The sequence below is a fragment of the Rathayibacter sp. PhB186 genome (assembly GCF_003751825.1).
Classification (GTDB): domain Bacteria; phylum Actinomycetota; class Actinomycetes; order Actinomycetales; family Microbacteriaceae; genus Rathayibacter; species Rathayibacter festucae.
In genome coordinates this window covers 48,622-67,339 of sequence record NZ_RJKO01000005.1, presented here as the reverse complement: position 1 = coordinate 67,339, position 18,718 = coordinate 48,622, and the positions used below count along the sequence as shown (strand labels likewise).

Sequence of the window (18,718 nt, the reverse complement as noted above, 5' to 3'; positions counted from 1 at the left end):
ACGCTCCGACGCTACGCCGGGCGCCTCGGGCAGCACAGGGCCTTGCGCGAGTCGCCGTCACCCGCAAGCGACGACGGCGGGCGAGGATCGGCGGAACCGCGGGCGAGGGCCGGCTCAGCCCGCGGCGAGGTCCTCCCCGTTCAGACGGCGGCGGTACTCGCTCGGGGAGAGTCCCGTCTCGGTCGCGATCGCGCGCCGCAGCCGCTCGGGCGACGAGAAGCCGGAGCGCCGGGCGATGTCGCTGAGCGGGAGGATGCTCGACTCCGGCGTGCCGACCAGGCGCAGGGCGTTCTCGGTGCGGACGTCGGAGATGAGCCTGCGCAGGGTCGAGCCGCGCTCGTCGGCCACCGCGCGCTGCAGTGTGCGCAGGCTGACCCGGCAGCGCCGCGCCACCGTGCTCGGGTCGAGCGTCGGGTCGCTGTAGTCGGCCTGGATGACCTGCAGGGCGGCCTCGACCATCTCGTGCAGACCGAGGCGCTCGCGCGAGCCCTCCTCCCGCTCCGAGCCGAGCAGCCGGGCGAGGCGCAGGACGGTGCCCTCGAGGTACTCGGCCTGCACCGGGTTCTCGGGGTCGAGCTCGGCGAGGAAGGCCCGCAGCATCGTCCGCGCGGTGTTCGTCGTCGAGGTGGCGGGGACGAGCCGCACCGGATCGGCGCGGCGGCGCTCGGAGACGCCGTTGTCGGCGCAGAGCACGAGGAAGCGGGCCGGACGGGACGTGCGGACGACGACCGGATCCTCCGAGGAGAGGGCGAGCCCGCCCTCCTCGACCTCGAGCAGGCCGGACGACGTGTCGACGGCCAGGACGCCGTCCATCGGCAGGAGGAAGACCGAGGAGCCGTCGACGGCGCTCGCTCCGGGCCAGCGGACGGCGAACGGCGTCGAGACGACGTGGACCACGCGGACGCGCTCGGTCGCGGCGATGGCGAGGTCCATCCGGAAGCCGGACGACGTCGGCACGGAGACGTCCACCGTGCGGCGCAGTGCCACGGCGCCCGCTGAGCCCCGGAGCCGCACGGCGCGGGCTCCGGCACTCAGCGGGACGCAGAGCGGATTCAGATGGGAGGGACGAGGGATCACGAGGGCGACTCCGATCGAAGAGGAGCGGACGTCGAGGAACGTTCGCCTTCGGAGCGTAACAAGAAGTGAGAGAGTCTCGCCATTCCTGAGCGAAGCTCGAGCCTCCCTATTGGAGGGCCGAGGTGAGCCTTGCCAGATTGTCGAGGATCGTCGAGCGCAGCGGCTGCTGGCGCCACTCGCGCAGTGTCAGCTCGCGGGAGTGCTCCCGGTAGTCCTGCTGCACCTCGCGCAGGTCCTCGACGAAGTCGGAGCCGCGCACCATCAGCGACACCTCGAGGTTGAGCGTGAAGGAGCGCATGTCCATGTTGCTCGAGCCGATCACGGCGACGTCGTCGTCGATGGTGAAGTGCTTCGCGTGCAGGATCGTGGGCTTGCGGTACATCCAGATCCGCACGCCGGCGGTGAGCAGAGTCTCGTAGTAGGAGCGCTGCGCGTGGTAGACGACGGCCTGGTCGCCGATCTCGGAGACGAAGAGCTCGACGTGCACGCCGCGGCGGGTCGCGGTCGTGATCGCGTAGAGCATCGCCTCGTCGGGGACGAAGTAGGGGCTCGTGATGATGATCGACTTCTGCGCCGAGTAGAGCAGCGCGAGGAAGAGCCGGAGGTTGTTCTCGCCGTCGAAGCCCGGACCGCTCGGCACCACCTGGCAGTCGATGGTGTCGCGCTGCTGCAGCGCCTCCATCGGCTCGGACTCCCGCAGGAGCAGCTCGTCCGTCTCGCTGTACCAGTCGGTGATGAAGATCGCGTTGATGCCCTGCACCACCGGGCCCTCGAGGCGCACCATCAGGTCGTGCCAGTGCAGGCCGCGGCGGATGTTGCCGCGCTTGTTGTAGCTCGAGTCGACGACGTTCTGCGAGCCCATGAACGCCGCGTTGCCGTCCACGATCAGCAGCTTGCGGTGGTTGCGGAGGTCCGGGCGCTGGTACTGGCCGAGCCACGGGCGGACGGGGAGCATGTACGACCAGCGCGCACCGGCCCGCTCCAGCGCCCTCAGGCGGCGGTGCGTCCCGGTGTAGTAGCCGGGGACGCGGATCGACGCGATGTGGTCCAGCAGGATCCGCACCGTCACGCCGCGGGCGACGGCGCGGTCGAGCGCGTCGAAGAACGGGGCGGTCGTCGCGTCGGCGGCGAGGATGTAGAACTCGCAGTGCACGTAGCGGCGGGCGCGGTCGATCTCGTCGGCCATCGCGCGGATGGTCTGCTCGTAGCCGCCCTGCAGGCGGGCGTCGTTGCCGCCGACGAGAGGCATCGCGCCGAGGTTGCGGTTGAGGGTGACGACGGACTCGAGCCAGAGCGGCCAGGGGTGGTCGCGGGCGACCCGGTCGATGCCCTCGGTCGACTCGAGGATGAAGCGGTTGATCTCCTCCTGCTTGCGCCGGCGCTTGCGCGGCAGCCGGTAGCTGCCGATGAAGAGGAAGAGCAGGATGCCGACGTAGGGGATCAGGAAGATCGCCATCAGCCAGGCGAGGCCGGTGGTCGGGCGGCGGTTGCGCGGGACGACGATGACCGCGATCACGCGGACGACGAGCTCCACGACGATCGCGCCGACCGCGAGGACCAGCGACCAGTCGGGAGTGTTCACGCGGGCTCTACGCCGCGTCGCGCGGGGGCAGACCGCGGCGGGCCCGCTCCTGCGCCTCGATGCGGTCGTAGGCGCGGCGCTCGTTGCGGTCCGAGCGGATCAGCGCGCGCATGATGAACCAGAAGAGGAGTCCGATGGTGACGGTCGGCACGAGTGCCCACAGTCCTTGATTCCACAGCTCCCAGTCCATGGGGGCGATCCTACCCGGCCCGGCCGGGAGCGGGCCCGGAGCGGCCGCTCAGCGAACGGGCCGGACGGACCGGTCCCCCGGCGGCCCGGTGCGGCTCAGCTGCTCTCGATCGACTGGTTGAGCGCCGACGCATCGGCGTTCAGCCCCTCGAGCTCCGCGCGCAGGCCGTCGTAGACCGCGACGTCGGTGTCGATCGCGGCCCGGGTGGCGTCGATCGCCGCTCCCCGCGCGAGCAGGTCGGCCCGCTCGGCGTCGAAGGCGGCGTCCGAGGCGAAGTCGCCGCTGTCCGCCCGGGCGTTGAAGGAGTCGATCTCGGCGTTCAGCGCGTCGTACTCGGCGTTGTTGGCGTCGATGCGCGCGGTGAGGTCCGCGTACATCGCGTCGATGCGGGCGACCAGCTCGGTGATGCGGTCCTCGAGGTCGGTGAAGACCGCCTCGTACTGGGCGTTCAGGCCGACCACGACCGAGCGGTCGGCGAAGTACTCGGCGTAGTGCGCCTCGAGCGCGGGCGGCAGGTCGGCGACCTCGGTGCCGAGGATCGAGTGCAGCTCGTTGACGCGCTCGCCGAGGCCACCGGTGCGGTAGAGCTCCAGGCGCTCGGCGATCGGGCCGTCCTGCGGCAGGGCGGCGTAGGCCGCCTCGAGCTGCGCACCGACCTCGGCCTGCTCGGCGGCGTCCATCCGGACCCACGCGGCGTGCAGCATCTCGTGCGCGGCGGTCACGTCGCGGATCCCGTCGAGGTCGGGGTTCTCGACGTCCGAGATGTAGATGTCGCTGCCGGTGTAGCAGCCGAGCACGATCTCGTCCGAGGCGCCGTAGCCGCAGAGCGCGTTGAAGCCGGCCGTCGGCTCGACCGAGGGGTTCGAGGCGTAGTAGAGGGCGCGGCCGCGAGTGGACATCGCGGTGCGGTCCGCGAAACCGGTGATCGTGCCGTCGGGAGTGAACGACTCCGCCGCCCGCTGATCCGCCAGCGCACGGCCGACATCGGCGGAGTCGACGAGCACCGAGCCGGCGACCGCCGCGCCCACGCCGAACTGCGCGAGGGTGAGGACGCCGGCGACGACCGTCGCGACGATGCTGGATGCCCTGACCACGCCTCGAACCTACTTGACCAGCGGGAAGAGGATGGTCTCGCGGATCCCGAGACCGGTGACGGCCATCAGCAGCCGGTCGATGCCCATGCCCATGCCGCCGGTCGGGGGCATGCCGTGCTCGAGCGCGCGGAGGAAGTCCTCATCGAGGCGCATCGCCTCGTCGTCGCCGGCCGCGGCCTGGAGCGCCTGCTCGACGAAGCGCTCGCGCTGGACGACCGGGTCGATCAGCTCGGAGTAGCCGGTGGCCAGCTCGAAGCCGCGGACGTAGAGGTCCCACTTCTCCACGACGCCCGGGACGCTGCGGTGCGCGCGCACCAGCGGCGAGGTGTCGACCGGGAAGTCCATCACGAAGGTGGGCCGGACGAGGTCGCCCTTGACGAAGTGCTCCCAGAGCTCCTCGACGTACTTGCCGTGGGTGGGCACGTGCACCTCGACGCCCTCGCGCGCGGCGAGCGTCTCGAGCTCGACCAGCGGGGTCTGCGGGGTGATCGCGATGCCGGCGGCCTGCGAGAGGCTCTCGTACATCGAGAGGCGGTCCCACTCGCCGCCGAGGTCGTACTCGGTGCCGTCGGCCCAGGTGACCACGTGCGAGCCGGCCACGGCGAGCGCCGCGTTCTGGATCAGCTCCTGGGTGAGGTCGGCGATGCTCGAGTAGTCGCCGTAGGCCTGGTACGCCTCGAGCATCGCGAACTCGGGCGAGTGCGTCGAATCGGCACCCTCGTTGCGGAAGTTGCGGTTGATCTCGAAGACGCGCTCGATGCCGCCGACGACGGCGCGCTTGAGGTAGAGCTCCGGCGCGATGCGGAGGTAGAGCTCGGTGTCGAAGGCGTTCGAGTGCGTGGCGAAGGGGCGGGCCGAGGCGCCGCCGTGCATCACCTGGAGCATCGGGGTCTCGACCTCGAGGAAGCCGTGGTCGACGAACGTCTTCCGGAGCGAGGCGTTGACGGTGGAGCGGGCGATCACGGTCTCGCGGGCCTGCGGGCGCACGATCAGGTCGAGGTAGCGCTGGCGCATCCGGGTCTCGTCGCCGAGCTCGTTGTGCAGGTTCGGCAGCGGGAGGATCGCCTTGGCCGCGATGCTCCACTCCGACACCCAGACGGAGAGCTCGCCGCGCTTGCTGGAGAGCACCTCGCCGGCGACGAAGAGGTGGTCGCCGAGGTCGACGAGCTCCTTCCAGCTCGCCAGCGACTCCTCGCCGACGTCGCCGAGCGAGACCATCGCCTGGATCCGCGAGCCGTCGCCGGCCTGCAGCGTCGCGAAGCAGAGCTTGCCGGTGTTGCGCTGGAAGACGACGCGGCCGGCGAGGCCGACCCGCTCGCCCGTCTTGACGTCGGGCTCGATGCCCTCGTGGCGCGCGCGGACGGCCGCGATGGTGTCGGTGACCGCGACGGACACCGGGTAGGCGCCGCCGCCGAGGTCGTCGCCGGCCAGCTCGATCAGGCGCTCGCGCTTGGCCAGGCGGACGGCCTTCTGCTCGGAGGCCTCCTCGGGCGTGGGCTCGGACGGGGGCACGGGGGCGCCGGGAGTGTCGACCATGTCAGAACGCGGGTGCTTTCGGTTGGAGGCGGCGGGCGCGATCAGGCGAGCAGGATCGGGCCGTTGTCGAGGAGCCGGGTGGAGCCGACGACCGCGGCGACGAGCACGAGGGCCGGGCCGCGGTGGTCGTCGTCGACCGGCAGGAGCGTCGCCGGGTTCGTGACGACGAGGTAGTCCAGCTTAACCAGCGGCTCGCCCATCGAGGCGGACTGCGCGGCCGCGATCACGGCGTCGATGCCGCGGTCCGCGGCGGAGGCGGCGGCCTCGAGCAGCAGCGGGATCGTCCGGGCGGCCCGGCGCTCGCGGGCGTCGAGGTAGCGGTTGCGGCTGGAGAGCGCGAGGCCGTCCTCCTCACGGACGGTGTCCACGCCCTCGATCGCGACGGGCAGATCGAGGTCGCGCACCATCCGGCGGACGAGGAACAGCTGCTGCGCGTCCTTCTGGCCGAACATCGCGACGTCCGGCTGCACGATGTGCAGGAGCTTCGAGACGACGGTCAGCATGCCGTCGAAGTGGCCGGGGCGCGAGCGGCCCTCGTAGAGCGCGCCGACCTTCCCGGCGACGACGCGGGTGGAGGAGGGGCCGTCCGGGTACATCTCGGCGACGCTCGGCGCGAAGACGTGGGCGACGCCGCGCTCCTCGAGCAGGGCGACGTCGGCCGCCAGGTCGCGCGGATAGCGGTCGAGGTCCTCGTCCGGGCCGAACTGCAGCGGATTCACGAAGATCGACACGACGACGACGTCCGCGATCTCCCGCGCCCGGTCGACGAGCGCGAGGTGCCCGTCGTGCAGCGCGCCCATGGTCGGCACGAGGGCGATTCGCGCCCCGCCGCGCCGCGCCTCCTGCAGGGTCTCCCGGAGCTCGCCGATGCGTTCGATGGTGCTGATCACCCGAGAACCCTACCGGCGGTGCGGAGTCCGGTGATCGAGGAGCCCGCGCCGCGGTCACCCTCCCCTCCATGCTGATCGAGTAGCCCGCGCAGCGGGCACCCTTCTTGCTGATCGAGTAGCCCGCGCAGCGGGCACCCTTCTTGCTGATCGAGTAGCCCGCGCAGCGGGCACCCTTCTTGCTGATCGAGTAGCCCGCGCAGCGGGCGTATCGAGATCCACCAGCGTCAGAGCAGAGGTCTGCAGGACCGATGTCCTGGCGACGCCGGGTCTCGATACGCGCCTCCGGCGCTACTCGACCAGCATGAGGGGGGCGCTTGCAGCGCTGCTCGAGTACCCCGCGCAGCGGGCGCCTTTCATGCTGATCGAGTAGCCCGCGCAGCGGGCGTATCGAGATCCACCAGCGTCAGAGCAGAGGTCTGCAGGACCGATGTCCTGGCGACGCCGGGTCTCGATACGCGCCTCCGGCGCTACTCGACCAGCATGGGGCGCGCCTCCGGCGCTCCTCCGTCGGCGGGGCGCCGTCAGCCGGCCGCGCGGATGGGGCGCGCCTGCGGCGCTCCTCGGCCGGCGGGGCGGCGTCAGCCGCCCGCCGGCACGGAGGGCGGCGTCAGCCGGCCGCGCGGCGGAGGGCGTCGTCGACGGAGGAGCGGACGAGGCTGGAGAGGAAGAAGCCGGGCTTGTCGACGCCGATGCCGGCGAGGAGGCCGGCGGCCTGCTCGACGATGGCGGTGGAGAACGTGGTCGCGGTGGAGACGGCCTCGGCGTAGGCGGGGCGGTCCGCCTCCGCGACGGTGACCGGCTCGCCGCCCATCTCGACGACGAGGGCCTGCGCGATCGGCAGCACCGGGCCGGGCGCGGTCACGGCGAAGTACGTCTCCGCCAGGCGCGCCAGGTCGAGGCTGGTCCCGGTGAACGTCATCGCCGGGTGCACGGCGAGCGGGATGACGCCCGAGGCCAGGGCGGGCGCCAGCACGCCGAAGCCGTGCTCCGCCGCGGTGTGCAGCACGAGCTGCCCGGGCTGCCAGGCCCCGGTCGCGGCGAGGCCGGCCACCAGCGCCGCGATCTCGGCGCCCGGGACGGCGATGATCACCAGCTCGCTCCGCTCGACGAGATCGGGGATCGCGAGCACCGGAGCGCCGGGCAGCAGGGCGTCGACGCGCTCGCGGCCGGCGTCGCTCGTCGTGGCGACGCCGACCACGGCGTGCCCGGCGTTGGCGAGCGCGGCACCGAGCACCGGGCCGACGGGTCCGGCGCCGATGATCCCGACGCCGAGGCGTCCGTCGCGGCGGGCGTCAGGCATACGGGTCCCCCTCGGGTGCGGCCCAGGCGTCGCGGGGCGTCGGAGCGGCGGCGGCGCGCCGCCCCCAGTGGTGGCTGGCGTCGCGCTCGGCCGCGGCGGTCCCGGCCCGGCCCACGCTCTCGAAGAAGGCGACTCCGTCGGCGACGCTCATCACCGGCACCAGCGGCGTGACCGGGCCGGCGACCGTGTGCACGCGCGCCGAGGCCAGCCCGAGCATCCGCTGCAGCGGCCCCTGCTGCACGCCGACGCTCTGCATCCGCGCGAGCGGGACGACCGTGACGCGGCGCCAGACGGCTCCGCTGCGCAGGACCACGACGTCCTCCGCCAGCCGGAAGCCGGTGCGCCGCCAGGAGAAGGGCCGGAGCAGCATCGCCGAGCGGGGCGCGCTGGTGAAGCCGGGGGCGTCCCGGCGGCGCAGCGCGTCGCCGACGGGGGTCGCCTCGGCGCCCTCGTCGTCGCCGGGCAGCAGCAGCGCGAGCACGCGCTCGACGGCGGCGAGGTCGCCGACCGGGAGGATCGTGGTGTTCGGCTCGCCGTTCGCACCGCGGGACGCCGCGTGGCCGGCCCGGTCGATCTTCACCTGCCACCAGCCGAACGGCCGCCAGAGCAGCGGCTGGGTGATCTCCACCGCGTGGATCCGGCCGGGCGGCAGGGTGTCGCTGCTGGTCGAGAGCACGCCGTAGCCGACGCGCACGCCGTCCTGCGTCGCGGCGATCGAGTAGCGCAGCGAGCGGACGAACTGGCGGATGTAGTAGCTGCCGGAGCCGATCAGGCCGGGCAGGATCGCGATCAGCACGTAGGGCGAGCCGTAGACCGAGGTGAGGACGACGGCCACGATCGCCACCACCAGGAAGACCGTGAAGCCGCTGAACACCAGGGAGCCGAGCAGCCGCCCGGGCGGGATGGAGACGACCGACTCGGGCGGCGCCTGCTCCTCCGGCTCGGCGAACTCCTCCAGCCGGCGCGCGAGGAAGCCGCCGGCCGGCGCCTCCCCCGCGACCGCCTCCCGCTCGCGCACCCCCGACGCCAGCCGCAGGATGTCACGCCGCAGCGCGTCCACCAGCCGCGAGCCGAGGTAGGAGAGCTGCACGTTCGCGTCCTGCCCGGCGACGCTGACCTCGAGCTTGGCCGCGCCGAACAGCCGGGCGAACAGCGGGCGCTGCACGGCGATGCCCTGGATGCGGTCGAGCCGCGCGCGCCGGTTGGTGCGGAAGAGCACTCCCGAGCGCACCTCGACGATCTCGTCGGTGATGCGGAAGGTGTGCATCCGCCAGGACAGCCAGAAGGCGAACACGGCGACGGCCAGACCGGCGACGACAGCGAGCAGCGCCCAGCCGATCAGCCCGCGGTCGATCAAGGCGTCGACCGGGTCGCCGCTCTCGTAATCGCCGGGGCCGGGGAGGAAGAGCTCGAGCAGGCGCTCGCGGAGGTTGGTGATCAGGATGCCGAGGACCACCAGCAGGCCGATCCCGCCCTTGAGCACCGGTGTCGCGGGGTGCAGGCGGTGCCACTCGCCGTCGGCGAGGTCGGTCTCGATGCCGCGGACGGCCGCAGGAGCCTCGCTCACAGGCCGGCCCGGCGCGACTCCGCCAGTTCGACGAGCCGATCGCGCAGCTCCTCGGCGTCGCCGTCGACGAGCCCGGGGATGCTGACACCGGTCGCCGCGGCGGCGGTCACGAAGCGCAGATCGGCCAGGCCGAGGGCGCGCGCGAGCGGGCCGCGGTTGACGTCGATCAGCTGCATGCGGCCGTAGGGCACCGAGACGAAGCGCTGGAACATGATGCCGCGGCGGAAGAGCAGGTCGTCCTCGCGCAGCCGGTAGCCGTACGCGCGAGCGCGGCGGGGGGCGACGATCAGCAGCGTGACGGCGAGGATCGCCGCTGCGAGGACGAGGATCCAGGCCCAGTCGACGCCGATCAGCAGCAGGAAGGTCGGCACGGCGAGGAGCACCACGCTGGAGACGACGGCCGAGACGACCTCGACGGCCACGTACTTCGGCGAGACGCGCCGCCACGGACCGGCCAGGTCGAGGCGGCCACCGGTCGGGCGCTCGGGACCGGCGGAGTCGAGCCCGACGCCCTCCGGGTGGACCGCGTCACGCCCCGGCTGACTCGCGTCAGGCTCCGGCTGAACCGCGTCCCGCACGGGCCGGACCGACTCGCGCTCCTGCTCGAGCGCCGCCTCGCGGCTCCGCGCCTCACGCCGGCTCAGCGGCTCCGGGCTCAGCGGCTCCGGAACGGCTGCGGGGGTCGCCTCCTGGTCGTCGGCCATGATGACGTCCTCCCTGCCTGCGTCCGAGCGGGCGTCGGCGTCAGGCGTGGTTCACCTCGCCGACAGCGGGGTCGTCGTCGTCGGTCGGCGGGATGGTGCACAGGTGCTCGGCGACCAGACCGGCCACCAGCAGGACGATCGCGCCGACGATGGCGGCCACGTCCTGCCACACGGAGCCTAGCGAAGGCACCACGGGCCGGCTCAGCAGGTAGACGAGCACCCCGCCGGAGGCCCCGAGGAGCAGAGCGCCGACGAGACTCGACGCCTTCGCCAGCACGACGACGCGCATCGCGCGGAACGGGTCGATGGGGCGGCGGAGCGTCCCCTTGGTCGCGCGGTGGATCGGGATCGCGAAGCCGATCACGAGCGCCGCGACCACCACGAGCGTCAGCGGGACGGTGAGCGGCGGGATCAGCACCGGGCGCCCCGCAGAGGCGATGGCCAGGTCGATCAGGAAGCCGGCGACGGCGCCGACGAGGGCCAGGCCGAGCAGGGAGCTGATGCGGGTGCGCTTCACGGAGTGCTGCTCTCGGGGTCGGTGCGGCCGGGGGCGGGGGCGGTCTCGGAGGTTCGCGGGCGCCGCCACGCTATCGCCTCGGGCCGGTCGGTCACCCGGTCCGTCGCGCGGGCGCGCAGCTCGGCGACCGGGCCGCGCCCCGCCAGGACGGCGTGTGGCTCCACGTCGAGCCACGGCTCGAGCACGAAGGCGCGCTCACCGGCACGCGGGTGCGGGAGGGTGAGGTGCGGGTCGTCACGGACGACGCCGCCGACCGCGATCAGGTCGATGTCGAGCGTGCGGTCGCCCCAGCGCTCCTCGCCGTCGCCGCGGATCCGGCCGCCCGCGCGCTCGATCGAGGCCGTCGCGGCGAGCAGGTCGTCGGGCTCGAGCGTCGTCGAGCCGATCACGACCGCGTTGAAGTAGGCGGGCGCGGCCTCGTCGGCGCCGTCGAGCTTCCAGGCCGGCGACTCGACCACCTTCGACACCCCGTCCAGGCGGAGCCCGGGCGTCGTCGCGAGCGCGCGGACGGCGGCCTCCAGGTGCGCGAGCCGGTCGCCCAGGTTGCTGCCGAGTGCGAGGACGACCCGACGCTCGGGCAGCAGTCGCTGCTGCCGCGGCCTCACGGGCGGACCCGGGTGATCTGCACCGCGACGTCGTCGAACGGCAGCGGGATGGGCGCGTCGGGCTTGTGCACGGTGATCCGCACCACCTCGGCGGCGGCGAAGCTCAGCGCGACCGCGGCCAGGCGCTCCGCGACGGTCTCGATCAGGTCGACCGGGTCGCGGGTGACGGCGTCGGCGAGGGCGATCGCCAGCTCGCCGTAGTGCACCGTCTCGGCCAGCGCGTCGCCGCTCGCCGCGGGAGCGAGGTCGAGCCAGACCGTGGCGTCGATCACGAAGTCCTGGCCGTTCTCGCGCTCGAAGTCGAAGACCCCGTGGTGCGCGCGCACCCGCAGACCCGTGAGGGTGATCGAGTCGCGCAGCGCGAGCGCGGCGGCGTCGAGGGCCGGCGGCGTCGCGGCGGAGCGGGCGGGGTCGGTCACGGGAGCTCCTCCTGGAGGCGGGCGCCGAGCGCGAGGGCGCGGGCGCTCGAGCGGACGTCGTGCACCCGGACGCCCCAGGCGCCGCGGTCGACGGCGGCGAGGCTCAGCAGCGCCGTCACGTCGTCGCGCTCCGCCGCGGTCGAGCCGGCCGGAGCGAAGGGGGCGAGGAAGCGCTTGCGGGAGTGGCCGACCAGCACGGGCAGGCCCAGCGAGACGATCGCGTCGAGGTGCGCGAGCAGCGCCCAGTCGTGGCCGCCGTCCTTCGCGAAGCCGAGTCCGGGATCGAGGATCAGGTGCTCGTCGCGGATGCCCGCCGCACGGGCGGCGTCCACGCGGCGCTCCAGCTCGGAGCGCACCTCGGCGACCACGTCGGCGTAGGAGGCGAGCTCCGTCATGCCGGCGCTGTGACCGCGCCAGTGCATGGCGATGTAGACCGCGCCGCGCTCGGCGACGAGCGGGAGCATCGCCGGGTCGGCGAGTCCGCCGGAGACGTCGTTGACGACGACCGCGCCCGCGTCCAGAGCGGCCTCCGCGGTCGCGGCGCTCATGGTGTCGATGCTGACCCGGACGCCCTCGGCCGCGAGCGCGCGGACCACCGGCAGCACGCGCCCCTGCTCGGCCGCGGCGTCGACGCGCGCGGCGCCGGGGCGGGTCGACTCCCCGCCGACATCGACGAGGTCGGCGCCGAAGGACGCCGGGCCGTCGCCGGAGGAGCGGGTCATCGTGAGTCCGTGCTCGACCGCGTCGTCGACGGACAGCCAGCGACCGCCGTCGCTGAAGGAGTCGGGGGTGACGTTGAGGATCCCGAGGAGCGCGGCGCGATGGCCGGGCGCGAGATCGGTGACGGCGAGGCCCACGTCAGGCCTCCCGGGCGGCGCCGATCAGCGCGATGATCTCGGCGCGCGCGGCGGGGTCGGCGAGGGTGCCGCGGGCGGCGACGGTGACGGTCGAGCTGGCCCTCTGGCGCGCGCCGCGCAGCCGGACGCAGCCGTGCTCGGCGTCGACGACGACCAGGACGCCCTCGGGCGAGAGACCGGCGTCGAGGACGTCCGCGATCTGCTCGGTCAGCCGCTCCTGCAGCTGCGGCCTGGACGCGACTGTCTCGACGACCCGCGGGAGCTTGCCGAGGCCGACGACGCGCTCGCCCGCGCGGTAGGCGATGTGCGCGACGCCGGCGAACGGCAGCAGGTGGTGCTCGCAGACGGAGCGGAAGGCCAGGTCGCGGACGACGACCGTCTGGGTCGCCGGCGGCTGCTCCCCCTCCTCGACGACCGCGAAGGTCTCGGCGAGGTGCGAGGCCGGGTCGAGGTCGAACTCGCCGAAGAACTCCTCGTAGGAGTCGGCGAAGCGCTGCGGGGTCGTCGAGAGCCCCTCGCGGCCCGGGTCCTCCCCGATGGCCGCGAGGAGCTCGGCGACGGCGGCCTCGATGCGCGCCCTGTCGACCGGCACGGTGCTGCTACGCCGTCGTCGGGCGCGGGTTGATCAGCGGCGGCCGCTGCGGGGCGGCGGGCTCGGAGCTCTCCGAGACGACCGCGCCGTCGGTGGCGCCGGCGTCGATCGGCGCCTTGGCGGGCGGCATGGCGATCGGCGGGAGGTCGGAGAGCGGGCGCTTGTCGCTCGAGAGCCACTGCGGGCGCTCGTCGATCTTGCGGACGTCCTTGAAGATCTCGGCCAGCTGGTCGTGGTCGAGGGTCTCCTTCTCGAGGAGGTCGGCGGCGAGGCGGTCGAGGATGTCGCGGTTGGCGTTGATGACCTGCCAGGCCTCGTCGTGCGCCTGCTCGATCAGCTGCCGGGTCTCGAGGTCGACGCGCTCGGCGACCTGCTCGGAGTAGTCGCGCTGGTGGCCCATGTCGCGGCCGAGGAACATCTCGCCCGAGGAGGAGCCGAGCTTCACCGCGCCCACGTTCGAGGACATGCCGAACTCGGTGACCATCTTGCGGGCGATCGAGGTCGCCTTCTCGATGTCGTTCGAGGCGCCGGTGGTCGGGTCGTGGAAGACGATCTCCTCCGCGACACGGCCGCCCATCGCGTAGGCGAGCTGGTCGAGCAGCTCGTTGCGGGTGGTCGAGTACTTGTCCTCGAGCGGCAGGACCATCGTGTAGCCGAGGGCTCGGCCGCGCGGGAGGATCGTGACCTTCGTGACGGGGTCGGTGTGGCGCATCGCCGCGGCGGCGAGGGCGTGGCCGCCCTCGTGGTACGCCGTGATCAGCTTCTCCTTGTCGCGCATGACGCGCGTGCGGCGCTGCGGACCGGCGATGACGCGGTCGATCGCCTCGTCGAGCGCGCGGTTGTCGATCAGCTGCGCGTTCGAGCGGGCCGTGAGCAGCGCGGCCTCGTTGAGGACGTTCGCGAGGTCGGCGCCGGTGAAGCCCGGGGTCTTGCGGGCGACGACCTCGAGGTCGACTCCGCCCGCCAGGGGCTTGCCGCGGCCGTGCACCTCGAGGATCTTCTTGCGGCCGAGCATGTCCGGGGCGTCGACGCCGATCTGGCGGTCGAAGCGGCCCGGGCGCAGCAGCGCGGGGTCGAGGATGTCGGGGCGGTTGGTCGCCGCGATCAGGATGACGTTGGTCTTGACGTCGAAGCCGTCCATCTCGACCAGCAGCTGGTTGAGGGTCTGCTCGCGCTCGTCGTGCCCGCCACCCATGCCGGCGCCGCGGTGGCGGCCGACGGCGTCGATCTCGTCGACGAAGATGATGGCCGGCGAGTTCTCCTTGGCCTGCTGGAACAGGTCGCGGACGCGGCTCGCGCCGACGCCGACGAACATCTCGACGAAGTCGGAGCCGGAGATCGAGTAGAAGGGGACGCCCGCCTCACCCGCGACGGCGCGGGCCAGCAGGGTCTTGCCGGTGCCGGGAGGTCCGTAGAGCAGGACGCCCTTCGGGATCCGCGCGCCGACGGCCTGGAACTTGGCGGGCTCCTTGAGGAACTCCTTGATCTCGTGCAGCTCCTCGATCGCCTCGTCGGCGCCGGCGACGTCGCCGAACGTGACCTTGGGCGACTCCTTCGAGACCAGCTTCGCCTTCGACTTGCCGAACTGCATGACGCGGTTGCCGCCGCCCTGCATGCCCGAGAGCATCAGCCAGAAGAACGCGCCGATCAGGAGGATCGGGAGGAGGAAGCCGAGAGCGGAGAGGAACCAGTTGGTCTGCGGGACCTCGTCGTCGTAGCCGTCGGACGGAGCAGCGGTGGTGACCGCGTCCACGACCTCGGCGCCGCGCGGTGCCACGTAGTAGAACTGCACCTGCTTGCCGTTGTCGCCGTCGTCCTGCGCGAGGGTCAGGTCGACGCGCTGCTCGCCGTCGACGATCTTCGCGGAGTCGACCTTGCCGTCGGAGAGGAGCTGGAGCCCCTCCTGCGTGCTGATCTGCCGGAAGCCCGACATCGTGATCAGCGAGGAGCCGATCCAGACCGCCACGATCGCGAGGACGACGTAGAGAATGGGACCCCGGAAGATGCGCTTGACGTTCATGAATGTTGCGGGCGCAGGCCCGGCACCTTTCTGACGAGGAAATGTGAGTGTCAGGCTACCTCCCGCTCTCTGAGCGCGCGCCACGCGTTCGCCCTGGGCGGAGGAAGCGCGGGCTGGGCGCGGGGCGGTGGGTGTGCGGCGCGCGGGACCGACTCCGGCACGCTGCCTCCATGCTGATCGAGTAGCCCGCGCAGCGGGTCCGCCCCATGCTGATCGAGTAGCCCGCGCAGCGGGGTCCATGCTGATCGAGTAGCCCGCGCAGCGGGCGTATCGAGATCCACCAGCGTCAGAAGACGAGTCTGCAGACCCGTCCTGCTGATGACGGCGGGTCTCGATACGCCGCTGCGCGGCTACTCGACCAGCATGCTGGGCGCCACCGCCGCAGGCGTCCTCCGGTCGAGCCGTCGACCAGCATGCTGGACCGCTCCGGTCACGCCGTCTCGAGCAGGGGCTCCGGGTCGCGCAGGGCCGGCGTCAGGCCGCGGCGGCGGCGGTCGGCGGCCAGCACGGTGACGGCGAGGGCGCCGAGCAGCCAGAGCGAAAGCACCAGCACGGCGTTCGCGACGCCGATGCTGCCGCCCGCGATCAGGGAGCGGAACGCCTCGACCGTGTAGGTCAGCGGCAGCACCCCGTGCACGGCCTGGAAGAAGGCGGGCGCCGTCTCGATGGGGTAGGTGCCGCCCGCCGAGGAGAGCTGGAGCACGATCAGCAGCAGCGCGAGGAAGCGACCGGGTGCGTCGAGCAGGGCGATCAGCGCCTGGTTGATCGCGACGAAGGTCAGGCTGGTGAGGACCGCGATCCCCATCAGCGCCGGGAGCTGCGCCATGTCGACGCCGACGCCGAAGCGGATCACCAGCGCGGCGAGCACGCCCTGCGCCACCGCCATCAGCGCGCCGGGGAGGTAGCTGCGCAGCGCGACCACCCAGGCGGGCCGGCGGGCGGCGAGCAGGCGCTCGCTCAGCGGCGCGCTCATCAGGTAGAAGGCGAGGGCGCCGACCCAGAGCGCGAGGGCCATGAAGTAGGGCGCGAGTCCGGAACCGTACTCGGGCACGCGGTTCAGGCGCTCGGTGTCGAGCGCGACGGGGGCCGCGGCGACGGCGCTGAGCGCGTCCGCCTGGTCCGACGTGTAGGAGGGGACGTCGGCGGCGCCGTCGGCCAGCTTCCCGGACAGGGTCTCGGAGCCGGTGGCGAGGGAGTCGACCCCTGAGGCGAGGCTGCCCGCGCCGGTCGCGGCGTCCGCGCTGCCCTGCGCGGCGGAGTCGGCACCGGTGGCGAGGGCGTCGGAACCGGAGGCGAGGGAGGCAGTGCCCGAGGCGAGCGCTCCGGCCCCGCTCGCGGCGGAGTCGAGGCCGGTCGTCAGCGGGCCGACGCTGCCGGCGAGGGTGCCGGTGCCGGCGGCGACCTGCGCCGCTCCGGAGTCGAGGGAGGCGGCGCCGGTCGCGAGGGACTGCGCCCCGGTGCTGAGCGACTGCGCGCCGGAGTCGGCGGACGCGGCTCCGGCGGCGAGCGACTGCACGCCGGTGGTGAGGTCGGCGGCTCCGGAGGACACGGAGGCGGCGCCCGCGGCGAGTGCGGTCAGCCCGCCCGAGGAGTCGCCGACGAGCGCCGAGGACCCGGCGGCGAGGGTCTGCGCGCCCTGGTCCGCGGCGGTCGCTCCGGCCGAGACTCCGGCAGCTCCCGACTCGAGCTGCGTGAGGAGGGCGAGGCGCTCGGTGTCGGTGAGGGTGCCGTAGCCCGCGATCAGCGACCGGAGGCCGGTGTCGACCGTCGCCGCTCCGGTGGCCAGGGCGGGAGTGCTCGCGGCCAGCGCCGCCGAGCCGTCGCGCAGCGTCCCGGCACCGGCGAGTGCCGCCGTCGCGCCGTCGGAGACGGAGGAGGCGCCCTCGGCGAGGGACTGCGCGCCGGTCGCGGCTGTCGCCGCTCCGGAGGACAGGGCGGCGGTGCCGTCGGCGAGGGTCGCCGCTCCGGTCGCCAGGTCCGCGGCTCCACCGTCGAGCGACTGCGCACCCGTGGCGACCGACTGCGCACCGGCGTTCAGCGCGGCGGCGGACGACGGCAGCGCGGCCGTCCCGTCGGCGAGCTGCTGAAGCCCGGTGGAGAGAGTCGCCGCTCCGTCCGCAGCGGAGTCGGCCCCGGCGCGGAGCGAGTCCGCCCCGGTGGCGAGCTGCGCGGTGCCGTCCTGCAGCTGCTCGAGGCCGACGACGAGCTCGTCCGAGCCGCTCGACGCGGTGGCCGCGCCGTCGGCGAGCTGCGTCGCGCCGTCGGCGGCCTGCTCGAGGCTGTCGTGCACGTCCGTGAAGCCGACGTAGACGTTCTTCAGGTACTCCTCGCCGACCTGCTTCTCGAGGGTCTTCGTGACCGTGCTGCCGATCGTCGCGGCGATGTTGCCGACGATCAGGTTGGCGCCGTCGTTCGTCGCGATCGACAGCCGGGCCGCGGTCGCCGCCGACGGGTCGTCCCCGCCGACCGAGGCCACGTCGGCCGAGAAGCCGGCCGGAACGGTCAGCACTGCGTAGACGGCGCCGGAGGCGAGCTCGCTCGCGGCCTCGTCGGCGTCGGTCCGCGTCCAGTCGAAGTTCGAGGCGGAGGTGCTCGTCGTCAGCTCGTCGGTCAGCGCGTCGCCGAGCGCGAGGGCCGAGCCGTCGGCGGCGGTCGCGCCGGTGTCCTCGTTCACGATCGCCGCGGGGACGGTGTCGAGGTGGTGGGTCGGGTCGAGGTTCGCCGAGGTCAGCAGGCCCGCGTAGATCAGCGGGATGAGCGCGATCGCGGAGAAGACGACGACGAGGCGCGGGGAGACGGAGCGCAGACGGTGGAGGAGCCGGGGTGAGCGGCGGGCGGCGGAGGCGGGCATGGTCCTTCTACTTCGAGGAGTCGGTGGCGGGGGCGGTGAGCCGCGGCGATGCGACTCCGGTGACGAGGAGCTCGGCGATCTCGGCCGAGGCGGCGGCGACCGGGCGGCGGTCGTCGCCGTCGAGCAGCCAGCCGACGACGAGCCAGACGGTCCCGGCGGCGAGGAAGACGGCGAAGCGCTCGACCCGGGCGCGGTCGCCCGCCTCCTGCGCGGCCAGCGGCGAGAAGGCGAGCAGCCGCTGGGCGAGGAAGGCGACGACCGACTCCTGGACGGAGCGGGCGGTGCCACCGCTCAGCGCGCGGCGGTAGAAGTCGGCGTGCTCGAGCAGCCCCGAGAGCAGGCCGCGGACGACGCGCGGCACCGCGGTCTCCCAGTCGTCCTGCGGCGAGGGCGGCACGACGGCGGCGAACAGCGCGTGCATGCGCTCGAGCGCGGCGGCCTCGACCAGCGAGGGCACGTCGCCGAAGTGCTGGTAGAACGTCGGCCGGCTGACGCGGGCGGCCGAGCAGAGGTCGGTGATCGACGGCTGGTCGTCGCCGGGGTGGTCGAGCGCGACCGTGATCGCGGCGATCAGCTGCTCGCGCGAGCGGGCGAGGCGGGGGTCGGCCATGGTGCCTCCTTTACGTTCGTAACATACATTACATCCGTAAAGGAGCGGGAGGAAGCCCCCCGTTGAGCGAGCAGCCGTGTCGCTCTCATGCTGATCGAGTAGCCCGCGCAGCGGGCGTATCGAGATCCACCGTGGCCAAGAAGTCCGCAGACCTCCCTGCTGATGACGGCGGGTCTCGATACGCCCCTCCGGGGCTACTCGACCAGCATGAGAGGGAGACAGCAGCACTCCCGTTGCATGCTGATCGAGTAGCCCGCGCAGCGGGCGTATCGAGATCCACCGTGGCCAAGAGGGAAGTCCGCAGACC

General features: G+C 73.2%; 17 protein-coding genes. All 17 read right to left on the bottom strand.

All coding sequences use genetic code 11. The features are described 5' to 3' along the window. Nucleotides 1–114: 114 nt before the first annotated feature. The 17 genes from EDF45_RS13625 to EDF45_RS13545 all read right to left on the bottom strand — a co-directional run bounded on the left by EDF45_RS13625 (nucleotide 115) and on the right by EDF45_RS13545 (nucleotide 18,411). Nucleotides 115–987, bottom strand: a complete 873-nt coding sequence (locus EDF45_RS13625) for a helix-turn-helix domain-containing protein (RefSeq protein ID WP_123736619.1) — start codon at nucleotides 985–987, stop codon at nucleotides 115–117. Nucleotides 988–1,183: 196 nt separating this feature from the next. After that, on the bottom strand, nucleotides 1,184–2,659 hold the full coding sequence (gene cls, locus EDF45_RS13620; RefSeq protein WP_123736618.1) for a cardiolipin synthase: 1,476 nt from the start codon (nucleotides 2,657–2,659) through the stop codon (nucleotides 1,184–1,186). Between the two features lie 7 nt (nucleotides 2,660–2,666). Then, complete coding sequence (locus EDF45_RS13615; protein WP_123446793.1) at nucleotides 2,667–2,849, bottom strand: hypothetical protein; 183 nt, start codon at nucleotides 2,847–2,849, stop codon at nucleotides 2,667–2,669. 95 nt (nucleotides 2,850–2,944) lie between these two features. Then, complete coding sequence (locus EDF45_RS13610) at nucleotides 2,945–3,943, bottom strand: hypothetical protein (protein ID WP_123736617.1); 999 nt, start codon at nucleotides 3,941–3,943, stop codon at nucleotides 2,945–2,947. 9 nt (nucleotides 3,944–3,952) lie between these two features. Further along, nucleotides 3,953–5,479 (bottom strand): lysine--tRNA ligase, encoded by a 1,527-nt coding sequence (gene lysS / locus EDF45_RS13605; RefSeq protein WP_123736616.1) that lies wholly within the window; start codon nucleotides 5,477–5,479, stop codon nucleotides 3,953–3,955. A 41-nt stretch (nucleotides 5,480–5,520) separates the two neighbouring features. After that, the gene (gene panC, locus EDF45_RS13600; protein ID WP_123736615.1) at nucleotides 5,521–6,369 is read right to left on the bottom strand and encodes a pantoate--beta-alanine ligase; all 849 of its coding nucleotides are present in this window, start codon (nucleotides 6,367–6,369) and stop codon (nucleotides 5,521–5,523) included. A gap of 607 nt (nucleotides 6,370–6,976) precedes the next feature. Further along, nucleotides 6,977–7,669 (bottom strand): Rossmann-like and DUF2520 domain-containing protein, encoded by a 693-nt coding sequence (locus tag EDF45_RS13595; RefSeq protein ID WP_123705524.1) that lies wholly within the window; start codon nucleotides 7,667–7,669, stop codon nucleotides 6,977–6,979. Continuing rightward, nucleotides 7,662–9,236 carry a PH domain-containing protein gene (locus tag EDF45_RS13590; RefSeq protein WP_123736614.1) on the bottom strand — a complete coding sequence of 525 codons (1,575 nt, stop codon included), beginning with the start codon at nucleotides 9,234–9,236 and terminating at the stop codon, nucleotides 7,662–7,664. Before EDF45_RS13590 ends, EDF45_RS13595 begins: the two co-directional genes overlap by 8 nt. Beyond that, entirely contained in the window at nucleotides 9,233–9,694 is a 462-nt protein-coding gene (locus EDF45_RS13585; protein ID WP_374204632.1) for a PH domain-containing protein, read from the bottom strand. The genes EDF45_RS13590 and EDF45_RS13585 overlap by 4 nt, the downstream gene beginning before the upstream one ends. A gap of 286 nt (nucleotides 9,695–9,980) precedes the next feature. Further along, nucleotides 9,981–10,457, bottom strand: a complete 477-nt coding sequence (locus EDF45_RS13580) for a DUF3180 domain-containing protein (protein ID WP_123446799.1) — start codon at nucleotides 10,455–10,457, stop codon at nucleotides 9,981–9,983. Continuing rightward, nucleotides 10,454–11,062: a 2-amino-4-hydroxy-6-hydroxymethyldihydropteridine diphosphokinase gene (folK, locus tag EDF45_RS13575; RefSeq protein WP_123736612.1), complete on the bottom strand. Its 609-nt coding sequence runs from the start codon at nucleotides 11,060–11,062 to the stop codon at nucleotides 10,454–10,456. The genes EDF45_RS13580 and folK overlap by 4 nt, the downstream gene beginning before the upstream one ends. Further along, nucleotides 11,059–11,481: a dihydroneopterin aldolase gene (gene folB, locus EDF45_RS13570; RefSeq protein ID WP_185020188.1), complete on the bottom strand. Its 423-nt coding sequence runs from the start codon at nucleotides 11,479–11,481 to the stop codon at nucleotides 11,059–11,061. The genes folK and folB overlap by 4 nt, the downstream gene beginning before the upstream one ends. Further along, nucleotides 11,478–12,338 carry a dihydropteroate synthase gene (folP, locus tag EDF45_RS13565; protein ID WP_123705528.1) on the bottom strand — a complete coding sequence of 287 codons (861 nt, stop codon included), beginning with the start codon at nucleotides 12,336–12,338 and terminating at the stop codon, nucleotides 11,478–11,480. Before folP ends, folB begins: the two co-directional genes overlap by 4 nt. Before the next feature lies 1 nt (nucleotide 12,339). Continuing rightward, complete coding sequence (gene folE, locus EDF45_RS13560; protein WP_123446802.1) at nucleotides 12,340–12,930, bottom strand: GTP cyclohydrolase I; 591 nt, start codon at nucleotides 12,928–12,930, stop codon at nucleotides 12,340–12,342. A 7-nt stretch (nucleotides 12,931–12,937) separates the two neighbouring features. Beyond that, nucleotides 12,938–14,950: an ATP-dependent zinc metalloprotease FtsH gene (gene ftsH / locus EDF45_RS13555; RefSeq protein WP_123705529.1), complete on the bottom strand. Its 2,013-nt coding sequence runs from the start codon at nucleotides 14,948–14,950 to the stop codon at nucleotides 12,938–12,940. A 430-nt stretch (nucleotides 14,951–15,380) separates the two neighbouring features. Further along, complete coding sequence (locus EDF45_RS13550) at nucleotides 15,381–17,801, bottom strand: YhgE/Pip domain-containing protein (RefSeq protein ID WP_123736611.1); 2,421 nt, start codon at nucleotides 17,799–17,801, stop codon at nucleotides 15,381–15,383. A 7-nt stretch (nucleotides 17,802–17,808) separates the two neighbouring features. After that, nucleotides 17,809–18,411, bottom strand: coding sequence for a TetR/AcrR family transcriptional regulator (locus tag EDF45_RS13545; protein ID WP_123736610.1), 603 nt, complete (start codon nucleotides 18,409–18,411; stop codon nucleotides 17,809–17,811). Nucleotides 18,412–18,718: the final 307 nt, after the last annotated feature.

What these genes read in the sequence shown, in the direction of transcription:
- ftsH (WP_123705529.1), bottom strand. Translation starts at nt 14,950, where the DNA reads ATGAACGTCAAGCGCATCTTCCGGGGTCCCATTCTCTACGTCGTCCTC.
- EDF45_RS13545 (WP_123736610.1), bottom strand. Translation starts at nt 18,411, where the DNA reads ATGGCCGACCCCCGCCTCGCCCGCTCGCGCGAGCAGCTGATCGCCGCG.
- EDF45_RS13595 (WP_123705524.1), bottom strand. Translation starts at nt 7,669, where the DNA reads ATGCCTGACGCCCGCCGCGACGGACGCCTCGGCGTCGGGATCATCGGC.
- lysS (WP_123736616.1), bottom strand. Translation starts at nt 5,479, where the DNA reads ATGGTCGACACTCCCGGCGCCCCCGTGCCCCCGTCCGAGCCCACGCCC.
- EDF45_RS13550 (WP_123736611.1), bottom strand. Translation starts at nt 17,801, where the DNA reads ATGCCCGCCTCCGCCGCCCGCCGCTCACCCCGGCTCCTCCACCGTCTG.
- EDF45_RS13615 (WP_123446793.1), bottom strand. Translation starts at nt 2,849, where the DNA reads ATGGACTGGGAGCTGTGGAATCAAGGACTGTGGGCACTCGTGCCGACC.